General features: G+C 70.4%; 16 protein-coding genes. All 16 read right to left on the bottom strand.

Annotation, left to right across the window (positions count from 1 at the left end):
• Entirely contained in the window at nucleotides 1-1,353 is a 1,353-nt protein-coding gene (gene nuoH, locus AB0B63_RS22310; protein WP_219465892.1) for an NADH-quinone oxidoreductase subunit NuoH, read from the bottom strand.
• The gene (locus tag AB0B63_RS22305) at nucleotides 1,350-3,776 is read right to left on the bottom strand and encodes an NADH-quinone oxidoreductase subunit G (RefSeq protein WP_219465887.1); all 2,427 of its coding nucleotides are present in this window, start codon (nucleotides 3,774-3,776) and stop codon (nucleotides 1,350-1,352) included. Before AB0B63_RS22305 ends, nuoH begins: the two co-directional genes overlap by 4 nt.
• A 40-nt stretch (nucleotides 3,777-3,816) precedes the next feature.
• The gene (gene nuoF, locus AB0B63_RS22300) at nucleotides 3,817-5,133 is read right to left on the bottom strand and encodes an NADH-quinone oxidoreductase subunit NuoF (RefSeq protein WP_357021698.1); all 1,317 of its coding nucleotides are present in this window, start codon (nucleotides 5,131-5,133) and stop codon (nucleotides 3,817-3,819) included.
• Nucleotides 5,130-6,230: an NADH-quinone oxidoreductase subunit NuoE gene (gene nuoE / locus AB0B63_RS22295; RefSeq protein WP_357021695.1), complete on the bottom strand. Its 1,101-nt coding sequence runs from the start codon at nucleotides 6,228-6,230 to the stop codon at nucleotides 5,130-5,132. The genes nuoF and nuoE overlap by 4 nt, the downstream gene beginning before the upstream one ends.
• 52 nt (nucleotides 6,231-6,282) lie before the next feature.
• Nucleotides 6,283-7,608: an NADH-quinone oxidoreductase subunit D gene (locus AB0B63_RS22290; protein ID WP_208565514.1), complete on the bottom strand. Its 1,326-nt coding sequence runs from the start codon at nucleotides 7,606-7,608 to the stop codon at nucleotides 6,283-6,285.
• Nucleotides 7,605-8,342 carry an NADH-quinone oxidoreductase subunit C gene (locus AB0B63_RS22285; RefSeq protein WP_208565513.1) on the bottom strand — a complete coding sequence of 246 codons (738 nt, stop codon included), beginning with the start codon at nucleotides 8,340-8,342 and terminating at the stop codon, nucleotides 7,605-7,607. Before AB0B63_RS22285 ends, AB0B63_RS22290 begins: the two co-directional genes overlap by 4 nt.
• 105 nt (nucleotides 8,343-8,447) lie before the next feature.
• On the bottom strand, nucleotides 8,448-9,125 hold the full coding sequence (locus tag AB0B63_RS22280; RefSeq protein ID WP_067300532.1) for an NADH-quinone oxidoreductase subunit B: 678 nt from the start codon (nucleotides 9,123-9,125) through the stop codon (nucleotides 8,448-8,450).
• Nucleotides 9,126-9,139: 14 nt separating this feature from the next.
• Nucleotides 9,140-9,505: an NADH-quinone oxidoreductase subunit A gene (locus AB0B63_RS22275; protein ID WP_067300536.1), complete on the bottom strand. Its 366-nt coding sequence runs from the start codon at nucleotides 9,503-9,505 to the stop codon at nucleotides 9,140-9,142.
• 135 nt (nucleotides 9,506-9,640) lie between these two features.
• Nucleotides 9,641-10,915 carry a geranylgeranyl reductase family protein gene (locus AB0B63_RS22270; RefSeq protein WP_208565512.1) on the bottom strand — a complete coding sequence of 425 codons (1,275 nt, stop codon included), beginning with the start codon at nucleotides 10,913-10,915 and terminating at the stop codon, nucleotides 9,641-9,643.
• 135 nt (nucleotides 10,916-11,050) lie between these two features.
• On the bottom strand, nucleotides 11,051-11,272 hold the full coding sequence (locus AB0B63_RS22265) for a hypothetical protein (RefSeq protein ID WP_208565511.1): 222 nt from the start codon (nucleotides 11,270-11,272) through the stop codon (nucleotides 11,051-11,053).
• Between the two features lie 67 nt (nucleotides 11,273-11,339).
• A complete protein-coding gene (locus AB0B63_RS22260) occupies nucleotides 11,340-12,050 on the bottom strand; it encodes a demethylmenaquinone methyltransferase (protein WP_208565510.1) in 711 nt (236 codons plus the stop codon).
• Between the two features lie 163 nt (nucleotides 12,051-12,213).
• Nucleotides 12,214-13,455 carry an LPXTG cell wall anchor domain-containing protein gene (locus tag AB0B63_RS22255; protein ID WP_357021687.1) on the bottom strand — a complete coding sequence of 414 codons (1,242 nt, stop codon included), beginning with the start codon at nucleotides 13,453-13,455 and terminating at the stop codon, nucleotides 12,214-12,216.
• Nucleotides 13,456-13,939: 484 nt separating this feature from the next.
• Nucleotides 13,940-15,130, bottom strand: a complete 1,191-nt coding sequence (gene mqnC, locus AB0B63_RS22250; protein WP_208565508.1) for a cyclic dehypoxanthinyl futalosine synthase — start codon at nucleotides 15,128-15,130, stop codon at nucleotides 13,940-13,942.
• A gap of 160 nt (nucleotides 15,131-15,290) precedes the next feature.
• Entirely contained in the window at nucleotides 15,291-16,013 is a 723-nt protein-coding gene (locus AB0B63_RS22245) for a hypothetical protein (protein ID WP_357021683.1), read from the bottom strand.
• A gap of 1 nt (nucleotide 16,014) precedes the next feature.
• Nucleotides 16,015-16,776: an endonuclease/exonuclease/phosphatase family protein gene (locus AB0B63_RS22240; protein ID WP_357021680.1), complete on the bottom strand. Its 762-nt coding sequence runs from the start codon at nucleotides 16,774-16,776 to the stop codon at nucleotides 16,015-16,017.
• Entirely contained in the window at nucleotides 16,773-18,119 is a 1,347-nt protein-coding gene (locus AB0B63_RS22235) for a hypothetical protein (protein ID WP_219465858.1), read from the bottom strand. Before AB0B63_RS22235 ends, AB0B63_RS22240 begins: the two co-directional genes overlap by 4 nt.
• Nucleotides 18,120-18,452 lie beyond the last annotated feature (333 nt).

The raw sequence follows: 18,452 nt of genomic DNA, 5'->3' as shown, positions 1-18,452 counted from the left end.
TCACACCTCCTGAGAGTCGGAGCCGGTGGCGATGTTGGCCGGCTCCCGCTCGGCGACCACACGCTTCGTGCGCGGGCTCGGCGGTACCTGTAGATCCAGCGGGGGCAACGGGAAGCTGCCGTACGGCCGGTTGTCGGCCTGTTCCTGCGGGGTCGGCTTCGGGGCCGGCTTGCGGCTCGGCCACAGCAGCGTCGCCAGCAGCAGTACGCCCGCGCCGACGGCGGTGGCGAGCAGCCGGTCCCGCGACTGCCAGTCCTCGATGGAGCGCAGCCCGGCCAGGACCAGGATCCAGACCAGGTTGATCGGGAGCAGCACCTTCCAGCCGAAGCGCATGAACTGGTCGTAGCGCAGCCGGGGCAGGGTGCCCCGGAGCCACACGAAGACGAAGACCAGTAGCAGCACCTTGCCGAAGAACCAGAGCATCGGCCACCAACCGGTGTTGGCGTCCGCCCACAGCGTGATCGGCCAGGGGGCCCGCCAGCCACCGAGGAAGAGCGTCGTGGTCACCGCGGACATGGTCACCATGGCGACGTACTCGGAGAGCATGAAGAGCGCGAACTTCAGCGAGCTGTACTCGGTCATGAAGCCGGCGACCAGCTCCGACTCGGCCTCGGGCAGGTCGAACGGCGCCCGGTTGGTCTCGCCGACGGTGGCGATGAAGAAGATGATGAAGCTGGGCAGCAGCAGGATCGCGTACCAGCCGGGGGCGGGGATCTCGACGCCGGCGATGGTGAGCCGGGTGGCGTCCCCCTGGGCGGCGACGATCCCGCTGGTGGACATGGTGCCGGCGGTCATGAACACCGCGACGATGCTCAACCCCATGGCGACCTCGTAGGAGATCATCTGGGCGCTGGAGCGCAGGCCACCGAGCAGCGGGTACGTCGAGCCGGAGGCCCAGCCGCCGAGCACGATGCCGTAGACGGCCAGCGACGAGCAGGCCAGCAGCACCAGCACCGCCACCGGTACGTCGGTGACCTGCAACGGGGTCCGGTGGCCGAAGATGCTCACCATCGGGCCGAACGGGATCACCGACAGTGCGGTGACCGCGCAGACCACCGAGATGACCGGAGCGAAGAAGTAGACCACCTTGTCGGCGGCCTTCGGGAGGATGTCCTCCTTGAAGGCCATCTTGAGGCCGTCGGCGAGGGTCTGGAGCAGGCCGAACGGGCCGACCTGGTTGGGGCCGGGCCGGACCTGCATGTAGCCGACGACCCGCCGCTCGAACCAGACGCCGAGCAGGGTGGCGAGCAGACCGAAGACGAACGCGAAGACGATCTTGATGAGGACCAGCCACCACGGGTCCCGGCCGAAGTCGGCGAGCGTCGGGTCCTGCGCCAGGAGGAGGGTGTTCACTGTGCACCTCCGGAGATCCGTACCACCGTGCCGGACGCGGTGCCGAGGCTGCGCCGGACGGTCGAACCGGGAGAGTTGGTCGGCAGCCAGACGACGCCGTCGGGCATCTCGGTGATGGCCGCCGGCAGGGTGACCGCACCCCGGTCGGTGCCCACCGTGACCGGGTCGCCGTCGGCCACGCCGAGCGTCTCGGCGGTGCCCTTGCCCAGCCGGACCACCGGCGGGCGGGCGGTGCCGGCGAGGTGCTCGTCGCCGTCGGTGAGGCTGCCCAGGTCGATCAGCTGGTGCCAGGTCGCCAGCACCGCCTCGCCCGCACCCGGCTGGGGCACGGCCCCCGGGGAGACCGAGGGGGTGACCGGCCGGTCGGCCCGGGTCGGCGGCAGTGCGCCCAGCTCCCGGCGGATGCCCGACACGTCGCCGGTACCGAGCCGGACGTCGAGCTGCGCGGCGATCGCGTCCAGCACCCGCGCGTCGGTCATCGCGGCGGTGTGCAACACCGCCTCGAACGTACGCAGCCGACCCTCCCAGTCCAGGAAGCTGCCGGCCTTCTCGGCCACCGGGGCGACCGGCAGGACCACGTCCGCCCGACGGGCCACCGCCGAGTTGCGCAGCTCCAGGCTGACCAGGAACGGCACCGCGTCGAGCGCCTGCTCGGCCAGCCTCGGGTCGGCCAGGTCGGCCGGGTCCACCCCGGCCACCACCAGGGCGCCGAGCTGGCCGTTCGCGGCGGCGGCCAGGATCTGGTCGGTGTCCCGACCGGCCTGGCTGGGGATCACCCCGGCCGGGATGTCCCACGCCTCGCCCAGTTCGGCGCGGGCCGACGGCTCGGTCACCGGACGCCCGCCCGGCAGCAGGTTGGGCAGGCAGCCCGCGTCGACCGCACCCCGGTCACCCGCGCGCCGCGGCACCCAGGCCAGCTTCGCACCGGTACGCCGGGCGACGTCCGCGGCGGCGGAGAGGCCACCGGGCACCCCGGCCAGCCGCTCGCCGACGAACAGGATCGCGCCCTCGGCGCTCAACGCCTCGGCCACCGTGTCGTGCTCGGCGAGCACGCTCGCCTCCTCGCCCGGCACCACCCGGGCCAGCTTGGCCCCGAGCTTCTCCAGGCCCCGGGTGGCGAACGGGGCGATCGCGTAGACCGTCAGCTTCTTCTTCAGGTACGCCTTGCGCAGCCGCAGGAAGAGGATCGGGCACTCCTCCTCCGGCTCCAGCCCGACCAGCACCACCGAGGACGCCTTCTCCACGTCGGCGTAGGTCACGTCGGTGACCCCGGCGACGCTGCTGGCCAGGAAGTCGGACTCCTCGCGGGAGACCGGCCGGGCCCGGAAGTCGATGTCGTTGGTGTTCAGGGCGACCCGGGCGAACTTCGCGTACGCGTAGGCGTCCTCGACGGTCAGCCGGCCGCCGGTCAGCACCGCCGTGCCGCGTCCCTCGTCGCGGGCGGCCCGCAGCCCGTCGGCGGCCCGGGTCAGCGCCTCACTCCAGGACGCCTCCCGCAGCTCACCGGACTTCTCGTCGCGGACCAGCGGGGTGGTGAGCCGGTCGAAGGCGCGGGTGTACTGGAAGCCCCACCGCCCCTTGTCGCAGTTCCACTCCTCGTTGACCTGCGGGTCGTCCCCGGCGAGACGGCGCAGCACCTTGCCCCGCCGCCAGTCGGTGCGCTGGGCGCAGCCGGCCGAGCAGTGCTCGCAGACGCTCGGGCTGGAGACCAGGTCGAACGGGCGGGCCCGGAACCGGTACTGCGCCCCGGTGAGCGCGCCGACCGGGCAGATCTGCACGGTGTTGCCGGAGAAGTACGAGTTGAACGGGACGTCGCCGGAGTCGCCCTCCGCGCCGTACGCGTCGTCCCGGTAGATGTTGATCTCCTCGGCGGACGACCGGCCCATCAGGTCGATGAACTTGTCGCCGGCGATCTCCTCGGAGAACCGGGTGCAGCGCTGGCAGAGCACGCAGCGCTCCCGGTCGAGCAGCACCTGGGTGCTGATCTCCATCGGCTTGACGTACTCCCGCTTGTGCTCGTGGAAGCGGGAGTCGGTGCGGCCGGTGGACATCGCCTGGTTCTGCAGCGGGCACTCACCACCCTTGTCGCACATGGGGCAGTCCAGCGGGTGGTTGAGCAGCAGCAGCTCCATCACCCCCTCCTGCGCCTTCTTGGCGACCGGGGAGCTGAGCTGGGTGCGGACCACCATGCCCTCGGCGACGGTCTGGGTGCAGGAGGCGACCGGCTTGCGCTGCCCCTCCACCTCGACCAGGCACTGCCGGCAGGCACCGGCCGGGGCCAGCAGCGGGTGGTCGCAGAAGCGCGGGATCTCGGTGCCCAACTGCTCGGCGACCCGGATCAGCAGCGCCCCCTTGGGGGCGGTGACCTCGACGCCGTCGATGGTGAGCGTGACCGTCTCGGTCTGCTTGGCTACGTCGGTCATCAGAGTCGCCTTCCCTTCGCGACCGCAGGACTCGCGTTCATCAGTGCGCCCCCACCAGCTGCTTGTCCGACAGCTTCGGCGCGGTACGCCCCTCGATGTAGTCGAGGTAGTCCTGCTTGAAGTACTGCAACGACGAGGTCACCGAGCTGGTCGCGCCGTCGCCCAGACCGCAGAACGAGCGGCCGAGGATGTTGTCGCAGGTGTCGAGCAGGGTGTCCAGGTCCTCGTGGGTGCCCTGGCCGGCGAGGATGCGCCGGTAGACCCGGACCATCCAGTAGTTGCCCTCCCGGCACGGGGTGCACTTGCCGCACGACTCGTGGTGGTAGAACTCCAGCCACCGGTAGGTCGCGTAGACCGGGCAGTCCTGGTCGGAGAAGATCTGGGTGGCCGTGGTGCCCAGGATCGAGCCGGCCGCCGCCACCCCCTCGAAGTCCAGCGGCACGTCGAGGTGCTCGGCGTTGAGCAGCGGGGTCGACGACCCCCCCGGCGTCCAGAACCTCAGCTGGTGACCGGGCTGCATGCCGCCGGCCAGCTCGATCAGCTCGCGCAGGGTGACGCCCAGGCCGCACTCGAACTGGCCCGGGTTGGCGATCCGGCCGGACAGCGAGTAGATCATCGGCCCGGAGGACTTCTCCGTGCCCATGGACTTCCACCAGTCCGCGCCGCCCAGCACGATGTACGGGACGCTGGCGATGGTGCCGACGTTGTTGACCACCGTCGGGCTGGCGTACAGGCCGTGGGTGGCGGGGAACGGCGGGCGGAGCCGGGGCTGGCCCCGGAACCCCTCCAGCGAGTCCAGCAGCGCCGTCTCCTCGCCGCAGATGTACGCCCCGGCACCGGAGTGCACCACCAGCTCCAGGTCGAACCCGGTGCCGAGGATGTTGCGCCCGAGGTAGCCCTTGGCCTGCGCCTCGGCCACCGCGTTGCGCAGCCGGCGGGCGGCGTGCACCGCCTCGCCCCGGATGTAGATGTAGGCCCGGTTGGCCCGGATCGCGTACGAGGCGATGATGACCCCCTCGACCAGCGAGTGCGGGTCGTGGGTCATCAGCGGCAGGTCCTTGCAGGTGCCCGGCTCGCCCTCGTCGGCGTTGACCACCAGGTAGTGCGGCTTGCCGTCGCCCTGCGGGATGAAGCCCCACTTCAGGCCGGTGGGGAAGCCCGCGCCACCCCGGCCGCGCAGCCCCGAGTCCTTGATCAGCTGGATCAGGTCGTCCGGGTGGGCCTTGAGGGCCTTGCGCAGCGCGGCGTAGCCGTCGAGATTCTCGTAGCTGCCGATCCGCCAGGCGTCCGGGGAGATCCAGCGCCGGGTCAGCACCGGGGTCAGCTTGGCCAGGGTCTCCGGCCGGGGAGTGGTCACTTCTGGGCCCCCGTCTCGCTCGCGACGGCGGAGCCCGCGCCGGCAGCGCCCGTTTCCGCCTCGGCTTCCTTGAGGTTGCGCTCCTGCGCACCGGCCTCGTCGCCGGCGGGTTTGCCGTCACCGGCGGGGGTGTTCGCGGCCACCCCGGCCGCCTGCGCCGCCTGCGCGTCGCGGGACGCCGGTGGCGGGCCGTCCGTCGGGACCTTGGTGCCGGGGGCGTCCGGCACGGCGGTCGCCGCGTCGGGTTGCCGGGTCTCGGCGGTACGCACCTGCGGCGACTTGTCGTCCGGCGCCTTGACGTCCGGCGCGGTGCTGCCGGTGATCTGCTCCGGCTTCGCCGCCGGTGCGGCCGGCGCGGGAGCCTTGGCGGCCTCGGCCTTCGCCTTCGCCTCGGCGGCGGCCCGGTCGGCCTCGGCCTTGCTGCGGATCGGGGTCTTCGGGTCGTAGCCCGGTGCGGTGATGCCGTGCTGCTCGGCCAGCCGCAGGCCACGCAGGGTGGCCGCACCCGGCCCACCGTCGGCGACCGCACCGTCGCGTTCGTCGGCGAACCCGGCGAGCTGCACGGCCATCTCCTTCAGCGTGCACAGCCGGGCACCCCGGGTCGGCATCGGCCGGCCCCCGGCACGCAGCTCGTCCACCACGCCGACCGCGCCCTGCGGGTCGACGCCGTCGAAGAAGTCGTAGTTGACCGTCATCACCGGGCCGTAGTCACACGCCGCCAGGCACTCGGCGTGCTCCAGGGTGATCTTCCCGTCGGCGGTCGTCTCGTCGTGCCCGACGCCCAGGTGCTCGACCAGGGTGTCGTAGACCTCCTGGCCGCCGAGCACGTTGCACATCGTGTTGGTGCAGACGCTCACCAGGTAGTCACCGGTGGGCCGGCGCTTGTACATGGTGTAGAAGGTGGCCACCGCGCCGACCTGGGCCTTGTTCAGGCCCAGCACCTCGGCGCAGAACGTCACCCCGGCCGGGGAGACGTAACCCTCCTCAGACTGCACGAGGTGCAGCAGCGGCAGCAGCGCCGAGCGGGACCGGTCGGCCGGGTACCGGGCGATGATCTCCCGCGCCCGGGCCCGGGTCTCTTCAGTAAACGTCGTCATCAGAGTCGCCTTCCGTTCGCGACTGCGGGGCTCGCAAGCTCACTCCTCGCGCTCACCTGTCACATCCACCCATCACGGGGTCCAGCGAGGCGCCACCGGCGATCACGTCGGCGATCAGGCCGCCCTCGGCCATCGCCGGGAGTGCCTGGAGGTTGACGAAGCTCGGCTCCCGGTAGTGCACCCGGTACGGCCGGGTGCCACCGTCGGAGACCGCGTGCACGCCCAGCTCGCCCCGGGGGGACTCGATGCCGACGTACACCTGGCCCGGCGGGACCCGGAAGCCCTCGGTGACCAGCTTGAAGTGGTGGATCAGCGACTCCATCGACTGACCCATGATCTTGGCGACGTGCTCCAGCGAGTTGCCCATGCCGTCCACGCCGATGGCGAGCTGCGCCGGCCAGGCGATCTTGCGGTCGGCCACCATCACCGGGCCCGGCCGCAACCGGTCCAGCGCCTGCTCGACCAGCTTGAGCGACTCCCGGATCTCGGCGAGCCGGACCAGGTAGCGGCCCCAGACGTCGCCGTCCGGGTGGGTCGGCACGTCGAACTCGTAGCTGTCGTAGCCGCAGTACGGCATGGTCTTGCGCAGGTCCCAGCCGAGGCCGGCGGAGCGCAGCACCGGGCCGGTCACGCCGAGCGCGAGGCAGGCGGTCGCGTCGAGCACCGCGACACCCTGGGTGCGCTCGGTCCAGATCGGCTGGCCGGAGAGCAGGTCCTCGTACTCCTTGAGCTTCTTCGGCATCATCGTGAGGAACTCGCGGATCTTGACGATCGCGGCGTCCGGCACGTCCTGCGCCACCCCGCCCGGCCGGACGTACGCGTGGTTCATCCGCAGGCCGGTGATGGTCTCGAAGATGTCGAGGATGTACTCCCGCTCGCGGAAGCCGTACAACATGATCGAGATCGCGCCCAGCTCCATGCCGGTGGTGGCCAGCCACACCAGGTGCGAAGAGATCCGGTTCAGCTCCATCATCAGCACGCGGATCGTGGTGGCCCGCTCGGTGATGTCGTCGGTGATGCCGAGCAGCTTCTCCACCGCGAGGCTGTACGCCGTCTCGTTGAAGATCGGGGCGAGGTAGTCCATCCGGGTCACGAAGGTCGAACCCTGCACCCAGTTGCGGTACTCGAGGTTCTTCTCGATGCCGGTGTGCAGGTAGCCGACGACCGAGCGGGCCTCGCGGACCGTCTCACCCTCCAGCTCCAGGATCAGCCGGAGCACACCGTGCGTCGACGGGTGCTGCGGACCCATGTTCACGACGATCCGCTCGTCGTTGATCGGATCGGTGCCGGAGACGACCTGGTCCCAGTCCCCACCGGTGACGGTGAAGACCCGCCCCTCGGTGGTCTCCCGTTCGGTCGCGTAGTTGGACGTGGTCACTGGTATGACCTCCTACGGTCCGGCGGCGGGATCTCCGCGCCCTTGTACTCGACGGGGACCCCGCCGAGCGGGTAGTCCTTGCGCTGCGGGTGGCCCTCCCAGTCGTCCGGCATCAGGATCCGGGTCAGGTTGGGGTGGCCGTCGAAGATGATCCCGAACATGTCGTACGCCTCGCGCTCCTGCCAGTCGGCCGTCGGGTAGACGGCGGTGACACTGGGCAGGTGCGGGCTCTCGGCGGACACCGCCGCCTCCAGCCGGACCCGACGCCGGTAGGTCATCGAGGTCAGCAGGTAGACGACGTGCAGCCGGCGCTCGTCGGCACCGAGGTAGTCCACACCGGACACCGAGGAGCACAGCTCGAAGCGCAGCGCCAGATCGTCCCGCATCACCTGGCAGACCTCGGCGATCCGCTCCGGGCGCACGTGCAGGGTCAGCTCGCCCCGGTCGACGACGACCTTCTCGATCGCGTCGGCGAAGTGCGGGTACGCCTCCTCCAGCGCGTCGCGCACCTCGTCGAAGTAGCCCCCGTACGGCCGGGGGGCCTCCTCGATCGGGGTACGCACCCGGACCAGGCCGCCGTAGCCGGAGACGTCGCCGGTGCCCTGCATGCCGAACATGCCGCGCCCGGCCGGGCTGGACGGCGGCAGCTCGGCGGGAGCGCCGCTGGTCGCACCGGCCGGGGTGACCGGCACCGGCACCCCGCCGTCGTTCTTCCTGTCGTTCGGCGCGGTCACCGTGCCTGCCCTCCGTTCACCACTGCGGGGCTCCGCTTCGCTGCACTCCTCGCGCTCACCCTGCCTGCCCTCCGTTCACCACTGCGGGGCTGCGCTGCGCCGCGTTCACTTGGGACCAGCCTGGGTCTGGAGGTGGTTCTGGGCGTTCATCCAGTTCTCGATCCGCAACTGCTCCTCGCGCCCCTCGCGGACCGCCTTCGTCCACTCGGCACGGCGGGCCTTGTCGTTGCGGTACGACGACGGCATCGAGCCGTACGGCACCACGGGCACGTCGCCGCGCTCCAGGCGGGCCGCCTGCATCTTGCGGCCGTTCGGGCCGAGCGGCTCGTACATGATCTTCTCGCGGAGCTTGAGGATCGCGTCGATGAGCATCTCGGGGCGGGGCGGGCAGCCCGGCAGGTACATGTCGACCGGGACGACGTGGTCGACACCCTGCACGATCGCGTAGTTGTTGAACATGCCGCCGCTGCTGGCGCAGACGCCCATGGAGAGCACCCAGCGGGGCTCGGCCATCTGGTCGTAGATCTGGCGCAGGACCGGGGCCATCTTCTGGCTCACCCGGCCGGCCACGATCATCAGGTCGGCCTGGCGTGGCGAGGCCCGGAAGACCTCCATGCCCCAGCGGCCCATGTCGTAGTGCGGGCCGCCGGCCGCCATCATCTCGATGGCGCAGCAGGCCAGGCCGAAGGTGGCGCCCCAGACGGACGACTTCCGCGACCAGTTGACCAGCTTCTCCACGGAGGTGAGCAGGACGCCGGCGGGGAGTTTCTCCTCGATGCCCATCTGACGTTCCTCCCTCAGTCCCAGTCCAGGCCGCCGCGCCGCCACACATAGGCGTACGCGACGAAGACCGCGACGATGAACAGGACCATCTCCACGAAGCCGAAGATCGGCAGGGCGTCGAAGGAGACCGCCCAGGGGTAGAGGAAGATGATCTCGATGTCGAAGACGATGAAGAGCATCGCCGTCAGGTAGAACTTGATCGGGAACCGGCCGCCGCCCACGGGCTGCGGGCTGGGCTCGATCCCACACTCGTACGCCTCGAGCTTGGCCTTGTTGTAGCGCCGGGGACCGGCGAAGCGGGCGGCGGCCACGGAGAACAGCGAGAACGCCGCGGCGAGGGCGAACAGCCCGATGATCGGTGCGTAAGGCGAGAGCGACATCTTTTCTCCTGCTCGTCCTTCCCCTGCCCCAGGTGCTTGACAAAATTCACACTATTCACGTCCACCGTGACGTCCGTCAGCGGGGGTCGATCTCTTGTCCCGCCCGGGACCGTCGTTGGCCTCGGGCGGGTCGGTCTAGACGGCCGGGGCCGCCTTCGTCATCGCGTTGATGACCCGGTCCATCGCGTCCCCGCCGCGCGGGTCGGTCAGGTTGGCCAGCAGTTTGAGGACGAAGCGCATCAGCATCGGGTGCGGCATGCCGTGTTTGGTCGCCATCCGCATCACCTCGGGCCGACCGATCAGCTTGACGAAGATCCCGCCGAGCCGGTAGTAGCCGCCGAACCGGGCCTTCAGCTCCTGCGGGTACGCGGTCAACGCCCGCTCCCGCTCCGGGCCGGCCGGTCGGGCCAGCGCCTGCACGATGACCTCGGCGGCCAACTCGCCGGACTCCATCGCGTACGCGATGCCCTCGCCGTTGAACGGGTTGACCATGCCGCCGGAGTCGCCGACCAGCAGGACCCCCCGGGTGTAGTGCGGTACCCGGTTGAAGCCCATCGGCAGCGCCGCGCCGAGGATCGGGCCGTCGGCGTTCGCCTCGTCGGTCATCCCCCAGTCCGCCGGGGTGTTGGCCAGCCAGTCGGTGAGCAGCCGCCGGTAGTTGGTCTTGCCGAACGCGGAGGAGGAGTTGAGCACGCCGAGGCCGACGTTGACCCGGCCGTCACCGAGGCCGAAGATCCAGCCGTAGCCGGGCAGCAGCGCGTCGTTGTCCTTGCTGCGCAGCTCCAGCCAGGACTCCAGGTAGTCGTCGTCGTGCTTGGCCGGCGAGCGGTAGTAACGCCGCACGGCCACCCCGATCGGCCGGTCCTCCCGCTTGGCCAGGCCGAGGGCGAGCGGGAACCGGCCGGAGACGCCGTCGGCGGCGACCACCAGCGGGGCGTGGAAGGTGGCCGGTTCCCGGTCGGGGCCGACCTCGGCGGTCACCCCGACCACCCGGTCGTCGGCGTCGAGCACCGGGCCGATGACGTTGACGCCGGTGCGCAGCTCGGCACCGGCGGAGACCGCCCGCTGGGCGAGCAGGTCGTCGAAGTCCAGCCGGGTGCGGACCAGGCCGTAGTTGGGGAAGCTGGCCAGGTCGGGCCAGTCCAGTTCGAGGCGTACCCCGCCGCCGATCACCCGCAGGCCCTTGTTGTGCAGCCAGCCGGCCTCGGGCGAGGTGTCCACGCCCATCCGGATGAGCTGCCGGGTCGCCCGGGGGGTGAGCCCGTCCCCGCACACCTTCTCGCGGGGGAACTCGGTCTTCTCCAGCAGCAGCACGCGTACGCCGTGCCGCGCCAGGTGGTACGCCGTCGCCGATCCGCCGGGACCAGCGCCCACCACGATCACGTCGGCGTCGTTCTCCACCGAAGTCATCTGCGCCTCCTCCCGCACGCTCGTGAAATGCTTCACAAGCCCGATCGGGTTGGAGTCTATGACCGTGGTTACTCCGCTGCCGGGTGAGGGGTACCTAACTTCCTGGAAACATGCGGGTCGGGGTGGGTCCGCCCGTCAGTTCCGGACACCGTCCAGGCCGGTTTCGGCCCGGATCGCCGCCGGAAGTTGGTCACGCAGCGCTCCGCCCGCCGCCCGGTCGAGTGCGCCGAGCACCTCGGCCACCACCTGGCGAACCTCGGCGGGGTCCGCGCCGACCAGCTCCCTGAGCTGGGCGGCAAGCTCGGCGGCGGCGTCGTCGGTGGGGGCCGGTGGGCCGCCGGGTGCTACTCCCGTCATGCACGGGAGCATACGTCGCAAAGTGCACCAAAAGCGGATATCAGGGAAAGTTACCGTTCACCCACGGTCACCCACGGACGGCCCGGTGCAGGGCCACCACCCCGCCGGTCAGGTTGCGCCACGCCACCCGGCCCCAACCGGCCGCGCCGATCCGCGCCGCCAACGCCGCCTGGTCCGGCCAGGCCCGGATCGACTCCGCCAGGTAGACGTACGCGTCGGGGTTGCTGGACACCGTCCGGGCCACCACCGGCAACGACCGCATCAGATAGGACAGATAGACGGTACGGAAGGCGGGGTGCACCGGCGTGCTGAACTCGCAGACCACCAGCCGCCCGCCCGGCCGGGTCACCCGGGCCAGTTCCCGCAGCACCGCATCGGTGTCGTTGACGTTGCGCAGGGCGAAGGAGATCGTCACCGCGTCGAAGGAGGCGTCGGCGAAGGGCAGCCGCAACGCGTCCCCGGCCAACAGCGGCACCTCCGGCCGGACCCGCCGCCCGGCCTGCAGCATCCCCTGCGACAGATCCGCACCCACCGCGTACGCCCCGGAACGGGCCAGCTCCTGGGTCGACACCCCGGTGCCGGCGCCCACGTCCAGCACCCGCTCGCCGGGGAGCAGCCCGAGCGCCGCCCGGGTGGCCCGCCGCCACGAGCGGTCCTGCCCGAAGGACAGCACCGTGTTCGTCAGGTCGTAACGGGCGGCCACCCCGTCGAACATCGCGGCGACCTCGTGCGGGGACTTGTCCAGGCCGGCGCGCTGGCCCTGCGGGGTACGGCTCACCCCTCCACTCTGCCAGCCCCCGCCCACCCACCCGGCGCTGGGTCGCCACCCGCCCCGCCCGTCACCCCGGGCCGGGGCGACCGGGACGCAGGGCGGGCGGGGTGGATGACCACCCCGCCCGCTCCACGTCCTACCGCTCAGTCGTGCGCCGACCTGCCGCCGTTCAGCTCTGCGGCTTCTCGTCGCCCGGGGTCACCAGCACGAGCCGACGCCGACGGGCGAGCATCAGCAGCGCCCCGCCCGCGAGCAGCACGGCGGCACCGATCCCCCCGATCAGGGTGGCCTGTGCGCCGGTCACCGGCAGACCGCCGTCGCCGCCACCCGTGCCACCACCGGTGGTCGGGCTGGCGCTGGCGCTCGGACTCGGCTGACCGGTCGGGCTGGTGCTCGGGCTCGGCGACGGGCTCGGACCGGTGGTCAGGTCGACGAAGACGTCGAACAGCGAGGTGTTGTCACCGTCGTCGGTCTCGGTGAAGATCTTCCGCTGCGCCTTGCTGGCGACCTGCGGCTGCTCCTCCGGCGTGCCCTCGGCCTCGGTCAGCCCGGCGGCGAACAGGACGCCCGGGGTGAGCACCTTCTCGGTGACGCCCGAGCCGACCTTCACCCGTACGTCGGCGGTGTAGAACTCGCCCGGCCGCAGCACCGCGCCGGTGTCCTCGCAGTACGCCACCACGCCACCCAGGTCCTGCATGACGCAGCTCTCCGGCAGATCGACGAAGGTGGCGCCGTCCGGCAGGGCGATCCCGTAGAGGACGCCGGTGGCCCGGCGGCTGCCGCCGTTGTAGAGCGCCCAGTCCAGCGGGGCGGTCCCGCCGGGCTTGACGCCGGTCAGCCCGCTCTCGCCGGCCTCGTCGCCGTCGACCACCACGTCGGCGTAGACGTCCTGCACCCAGGTGGTCAGGTCGTAGCCGGGCTTGACCACCATGATCTCGTGGTCGACCGAGTCCGAGGTGGTGTTGGACCCGCTCACGGTCACCTTCAGCACGCCCCCCTTGCCGCGCGTGTCGGTGCCGAACAGCGGGATGCCGAACTCTTCGGTGGTGCCGGCGGCGATGTCGTCGGTGGTGCCGCCCAGGTCGGACAGCGAGCAGGTGAAGGCGGTGCCGCTGACGGCGCAGCCGTCCGGCACGAGCACCCCGACCTTGTTCGCCTTCAGGCCCGCCGTCTCGACGGTGACCTTCACGTCCTTGGCGTCGACCGAACCCCGGAAGTTCTGGACGGAGAACTTGAACGGCTTGGCCTTGGCCTCCTTGACACCGAGCGCCAGCTGGGAGCTGAGCGGAACGAGGTCGAGCTCCGCCTGGTCGGCGGCGGTGGCCGGGGCGGCGACGGTGGCCAGGCCACCCACGGCGAGCAGGGCCACGGCGCCGACACGGGCCAGGGCCGAGCGGTGGAACAGAGTCATCGATCCCCCGGGGGGCTAGGGACTGCTGGGAAAGGTGTGGCTGATGTGGCGAACCGAGCGGACGTTATCCGAGATCGACGCCGGTGCGCCAGCCGTGACGTGCGATTTTGTCCCAGACGGGGCCGAACGGAGGATGAGCGGGGGCGGGACGGTCACCCGTCCCGCCCCCGTTTTATATGAACGGCCCTCCCGGGCCGATGGAGGACGTACGACGCTCGTACGGGCTTCCCGACGGGGAAACCAAGGTACGTCGGGCGCACGTTAGCGGGCGCTGTCGGGCCGCGCCAACCCCCGCGCCGGAGCGCCGCGTGGCAGACATCCGCCCAACGCGCCGCGTCCCGCCGGAATTGCTGCGTCTTGTGGTGGCTGATCCCCTGCCACCTCGCCCGAACGGCGACCACGAATATCCCCCGGGCCGACCACCCGAACCCGATCAGCCAGTCACCCGGAAAGCCTGATCAGTGACCCTACGTAACGGTCGGGGTCAGCGGGCCTCGACGAGCGGCAGGGAACGGCCGGCCCCGCCACCGGGCATGGCGATCGAGGAGAAGTGCGAGACCACCCGGTCGTCGGTCGGGTCGTCGGCGGGGGTGTGGTGCACCGCCAGCCGCCGGTAGAGGGTGTCCCGCTGGGCGGGGATCCGGTCGGCCGAGCGGATCATGCCGATCAGCTCGTGCAGGTTGGACCGGTGCCGGGCGCCCGCGGAGGAGATGACGTTCTCCTCCAGCATGATCGAGCCGAGGTCGTCGACCCCCATGTGCAGGGCGAGCTGGCCGACGTCCTTGCCGGTGGTCAGCCAGGACGCCTGCAGGTGCGGCACGGTCTCGAAGAACAGCCGGGCCACCGCCACCAGGCGCAGGTACTCCAGGGTGGTGGCCTGGGTGCGACCCTTGAGGTGGTTGTTCTCCGGCTGGTACGTCCACGGGATGAACGCCCGGAACCCCCGGGTGCGGTCCTGCACGTCGCGGATCATCCGCAGGTGCTCGATCCGCTCGGCGTTGGTCTCGCCGGTGCCCATCATCATCGTCGCGGTGGACTCCAGGCCCTGCCGATGAGCCAGCTCCATGACCTCCAGCCAGCGCGCGCCGGACTCCTTCAGCGGGGCGATCGCCTTGCGCGGCCGGTCCGGCAGCATCTCGGCACCGGCGCCGGCGATCGAGTCCAGCCCGGCGGCCTTGATCCGGGCGATCGCCTCGTCCAGGCTCACCTGGGAGACCTTGGCCATGTGCAGGATCTCGCTCGGCCCGATCGAGTGGATCGCGAGCTGCGGGTACGCCTTCTTGACCGAGGAGAACAGCTCCTCGTAGTACTCCACCCCGTAGTCCGGGTGGTGGCCGCCCTGGAGCATGACCTGGGTGGCGCCCAGCTCGACCGCCTCGCCGCAGCGGCGCAGGATCTCCTCGGTCGGGTGGGTCCACCCCTCGGCGTGCTTGGGGGCCCGGTAGAAGGCACAGAACTTGCACGCCGTCACGCAGACGTTGGTGTAGTTGATGTTGCGGTCGATCAGGTAGGTGACGATGTTGTCCGGGTAGCGCCGCCGACGTACCGCGTCCGCCGCCTCGCCCAACGCGTGGAAGGGCGCCTCGGTGTAGAGCAGCAGCGCCTCCTCGGGCGTGATCCGCCCGCCGTCCGCGCCACGTTGCAGGATGTCGTCGATCTCCCGGTTCGCCGTCACATCCCGAGCGTACGCCGGGCAGCCCTCCGGTTCCGCACAGCACCGGCGACGGGTGACAAGCACCCCACCGGCACCCGGTGCGCGCCGGGAGGCCCACCCAACTCGCCCGGCGCTGGCCGTCGGGCCCGTCCGGGTGACCCGCCCGTGGCTCCGCACGCCATCAGGCGGCGAGATGACTTCTTAGCGCCATCAACCTGCCACGCATCTCCTCGGTGTCGAAGGTGCGCCGACCCACCCGCGCCGGCACTGTCTCGGTGGTGTCCACCAGGACCGACGACCAGTCACGCGACAGCCGTCCCTGGAGCATGAGGGTGACGGTGGTGGTCGACGCCGCCTCCACCCGGTGCAGCAGGTCGTACGGCATCGAGTAGGACGAGCCCGGTGTGAGTTGGACTGCCAGGGTCTCCCGTACGGACACCACGTCCACGAGGTCGAAACGCCAGGCGGACTCGCCATCCCGGCTCGACTCCCGGTAGCGGGTGAGGACCGCTCCGCTCCTGGCCGGGTGGTAGTAGCGGCAGTCGAGTCGACCGGCGACCACCACCGAGGAAAAGTCGAAGCGGTGATCGTGGACATGTTCGCGCATCCTGGGCCGCCCAGGCCACCAGACGTGCATGCGCAACTGGCCGAATTCACCGAAGGTAGCCAGAATGAACTTGTCGAAGCCGAGAGCATGCGGATGCGAACGAGCGGCCACCGCGTCCGCGCGGGAGTCGTCGTCCAGCAACTCGGTGAGCAGGGCACTCAACCGTTCCGGCCGGCCCAGCCTTCGCAGGATGCTGATGGCGGACCCGGACGGCTGCCCCGCGCTGCCGGCGAGTGCCGCCATGATCTGCCGCTCAACAGCCGACATCGAGTTTGTGTCCAGCACGAGCGACGACATGTCACCACCTCGACACGAGATCCACCACACATAGTTCGTGATCCGAGAAATTGCTCACCAACTTTGGCTCGGCACCTCGCGACAGGTCGGCCGAGAAGAGAATGTCGTCGATCGCCATCCCGTTGTGCGTCGCCATCTCGCCGAACGCCCGCACCATCGGGCTCGCCATCGAGCCCAGCACCAGGTCGCGATCCTCCGTGTTGAAGTCACCACAGATGACCACCTGCCCGCTGACGGACCGGGGCAGGGCTGCCGACACCGACTTCCATATTCCGGAGAACGCCGGCTCGCGAGCGTCCCGGCCAAACCGGTGGAAGGGGAATGAATGCAGCGAGGCGACGGTCACCTCGGTAAACCCGAAATCGAGTGTGCAGGACACCATTCCCTTGTCGTGCAGCGCCATGACGGTGCGGCCCCTGGTGGCGGAGAGCTGCGGATTGGGCAGCACGACTCCACCGATCCGGCTGACCGGGTAGCGGCTGGCGATGGCGACACCCGCCCGCTTGCCCTGCTCGAACGACGACTCGGAGAGCGGCAGGGTGGCCGCATACTGCAACGCCGTTCTGGTGAGCAGCGCCGACAGGACCTCCGACTCGCCCTCGGTCGTGAAGTCCACCTCCTGCAGGGCAAGCACGTCGATGTCGAACTCGTCGACGAGATCGACCATCTCGGCCAGCGCCTCCGGCCGACGGGTCACGTCGTCACTGGCGGCGGGCAATCCCTCCCGGACGTTCCAGGTCGCGACCCGGATCCGATCGGTCAAGGTGGCCAGGGCAGATTCAGCATCGAGTAGTCCCGTACGACCAGCACCCCCTGATAGGTCATCCACGTGGGCTCCTTTCGCTCCTCTTTCCACTTCCACACCCCATTCTCTTGAAGGTCGAGCACTGCCCTGACCGCCTGCTGCAGGTGCGGCAGGCGCCGCTCATCGACCGCACGACACATGAGCGCCCGCGCCACCCAGGCCGGCGTGAAGTGGCCGACGATGATGGTGTCCATCGCGTCGCCCGCACTGGTCAACCGCCGTAGCTGCTCGTCAGTGACGTCGTAGTGGGAGTTTCGGATCAGCCATTCGATGCCCGCGTCCACACACTCGTCGAGCTTCTCCCGTCGGTCACCGCGAACCGCCTGAGCCGCCTTGCGGAGAGCCACCACGGCTCTCGCGGTGTGCGGTACGGATGGCGCACTCCCGTGGTTCACCGTCATGCCCCAGGCCATGCAGGCCGGCTCCCCCTCTGCCTGCTGCCGGACGGCGCCCTCCACCAGGTGGGTCGTCAACTCATCGAGCTTGGCCGAGGCGGGCGCAACCTCGGCGAGCGCCGAGATCGCCGAGCTGAGAACCGTCACGCGCTGCCAGCCGACACCGTCGACCTCCGGCGTCATCATGCGTTCGAGTTGTCCCACCAACTCGGAGCGGATGGCGGGATCCAGGCCGGTTCGTACGAGTGCGGTGAGCACCCATGCCGTGACTTCCGGTCGGGCGACGTCCTGTTGGGAGCGGGCGACCCAACCCCCTGCCGGCCGTTGCAGCGCCACCACGTTGTCCACCAACCGCCGGCGGTCGAGCCGCGCCTCCCTGAGGTCCAGTGCGAGGGCGATACGAAGGCCGTACGACGTCCCGATGGCGCTCGGCGGGACCTGCTCCCCCATGAACTGCGACCAACCGAAGACCTCACCCCGGGTCCCGCTGGCGGTGCGCAGATCGGCCATCAGCCGGCTCCGGGTGCCCTCCATGATCTGCCGTGCGGAGACGAACGACCTCGGCCGCGGTTCCCGGGCCCCGGGCAGCATCGTGCCGGCAGCCAACGAGGGGCCCACGAATCTCTGCAGCCCCGGTCGCTGGACGAGCCATTTGAGGGCGATCCCCATACAGAGGGCGGCCAGCACGGCAAAGGCATAGCGCACCCAGTCCTGGCTGAACCACTGATTGGGCAGGTGATCGACCAGAAGGCTGTACGTCGCGAAGATGAGCGCGAAGGGACCCAGATCGGCTATCCGCCGTCCGAGGCTCCGCAGCCGGCCACGAGTCGGGCCTGCGGTCTCACGCTGAGGTTCAAGCGCCGACAACGGCTCGTTGCCACGGGCCGTCTTCTCACTCAGCGTCACGCGCTCTCCGATCACATCGCCCAGAGTGTGCGCCTTGGGACACAGCGTTTGATTGCCGGAGAACCCTAGCGAGACGCGTCAATGAAAAACATCGTGCGAGGGTACGGGGCAGGAATGGCCGAACGGGCATGGTTCTTCACCACTATTGACATGCGTACGCCGATCTGATTTTCGCCGCCGGAGACCGGACACGCCGGCTCTCCCGTCCCGGCCCGTTACGCCGGCAGACCATTCTCGATCAGCGGCAATGGGCGCGACGGCCGTCTCTCAGTCGCACACCCCGGCTGCCACATCCACGGCCCGACCGACCCACCAGACGCATGGGTTGTCTCC

The sequence above is a fragment of the Micromonospora sp. NPDC049081 genome, from assembly GCF_040648835.1.
GTDB classification, from domain to species: Bacteria; Actinomycetota; Actinomycetes; order Mycobacteriales; family Micromonosporaceae; genus Micromonospora; species Micromonospora antibiotica.
The sequence above is the reverse complement of the archived record's forward strand: the minus strand, read 5'-3'. Positions and strand labels throughout refer to the sequence as shown.

Bases quoted from the DNA above. Each gene is read 5' to 3' on its own strand.
- AB0B63_RS22305 (WP_219465887.1), bottom strand. From the start codon at position 3,776: ATGACCGACGTAGCCAAGCAGACCGAGACGGTCACGCTCACCATCGAC.
- nuoE (WP_357021695.1), bottom strand. From the start codon at position 6,230: ATGACGACGTTTACTGAAGAGACCCGGGCCCGGGCGCGGGAGATCATC.
- AB0B63_RS22280 (WP_067300532.1), bottom strand. From the start codon at position 9,125: ATGGGCATCGAGGAGAAACTCCCCGCCGGCGTCCTGCTCACCTCCGTG.
- AB0B63_RS22275 (WP_067300536.1), bottom strand. From the start codon at position 9,505: ATGTCGCTCTCGCCTTACGCACCGATCATCGGGCTGTTCGCCCTCGCC.
- AB0B63_RS22270 (WP_208565512.1), bottom strand. From the start codon at position 10,915: ATGACTTCGGTGGAGAACGACGCCGACGTGATCGTGGTGGGCGCTGGT.
- AB0B63_RS22265 (WP_208565511.1), bottom strand. From the start codon at position 11,272: ATGACGGGAGTAGCACCCGGCGGCCCACCGGCCCCCACCGACGACGCC.
- AB0B63_RS22255 (WP_357021687.1), bottom strand. From the start codon at position 13,455: ATGACTCTGTTCCACCGCTCGGCCCTGGCCCGTGTCGGCGCCGTGGCC.
- AB0B63_RS22245 (WP_357021683.1), bottom strand. From the start codon at position 16,013: ATGTCGTCGCTCGTGCTGGACACAAACTCGATGTCGGCTGTTGAGCGG.